Source organism: Streptococcus sp. GMD6S (genome assembly GCF_000297015.1).
This window is the reverse complement of sequence record NZ_AJRH01000217.1, coordinates 1-759: the sequence shown is the minus strand read 5'-3', so window position 1 is coordinate 759 and position 759 is coordinate 1. Positions and strand designations below refer to the sequence as shown.

Sequence of the window (759 nt, the reverse complement as noted above, 5' to 3'; positions counted from 1 at the left end):
GACTTGTCTTTCTTTGTTCACCGTGTTGGACGAACTGGGCGCAACGGACTGCCTGGTACAGCGATTACCCTTTACCAGCCTAGTGATGACTCGGATATCCGTGAGTTGGAGAAATTAGGGATCAAGTTTACTCCTAAGATGGTCAAAGACGGAGAGTTTCAAGATACCTATGACCGTGATCGTCGTGCTAATCGTGAAAAGAAGCAGGATAAGCTTGATATTGAAATGATTGGCTTGGTTAAAAAGAAAAAGAAAAAAGTCAAACCTGGCTATAAGAAGAAGATTCAATGGGCGGTGGATGAAAAACGCCGCAAAACCAAGCGTGCTGAAAATCGCGCACGTGGGCGTGCTGAGCGAAAAGCCAAACGCCAAACATTTTAAAAACTCAGTAGAATCAGGTGATTCTACTGAGTTTTTATTTCCGGAAATATTCAAAGGAGATAATAATTATATATTTTAAATAATTTGATTTATAAAACAGTAATTGCTTTAAAACCTTTTTTAGAGCAATATTTTATTGAAATCATAAGGAAAAAAATTGAAAACTATACAAAATTGTGTTATCATACTATAAAACAATCGGATTATATCATTTGATCCGTGAAAAGAAAAGGGGACTTCTATGGATAAATCATTTATGAAACAACAACGTTTTTCATTCCGTAAAATGAAAGTTGGGTTGGCTTCTGTAGCAATTTTGTTTGCTTTTGCTCAGGTCGGACAAGTGTCTGCAGATGAAACAACACAACCGGCATCTAC

The 759-nt window shown here is 37.2% G+C and carries 1 protein-coding gene and 1 pseudogene; both read left to right on the top strand.

What is annotated here, in order from left to right:
• A pseudogene (locus GMD6S_RS09775) lies at window positions 1–381 on the top strand (DEAD/DEAH box helicase); the annotation flags it as partial.
• Window positions 382–622: 241 nt separating this feature from the next.
• Window positions 623–759 (top strand): YSIRK-type signal peptide-containing protein (locus GMD6S_RS13080; protein ID WP_008294959.1); only part of this gene is annotated, 137 nt, incomplete at its 3' end.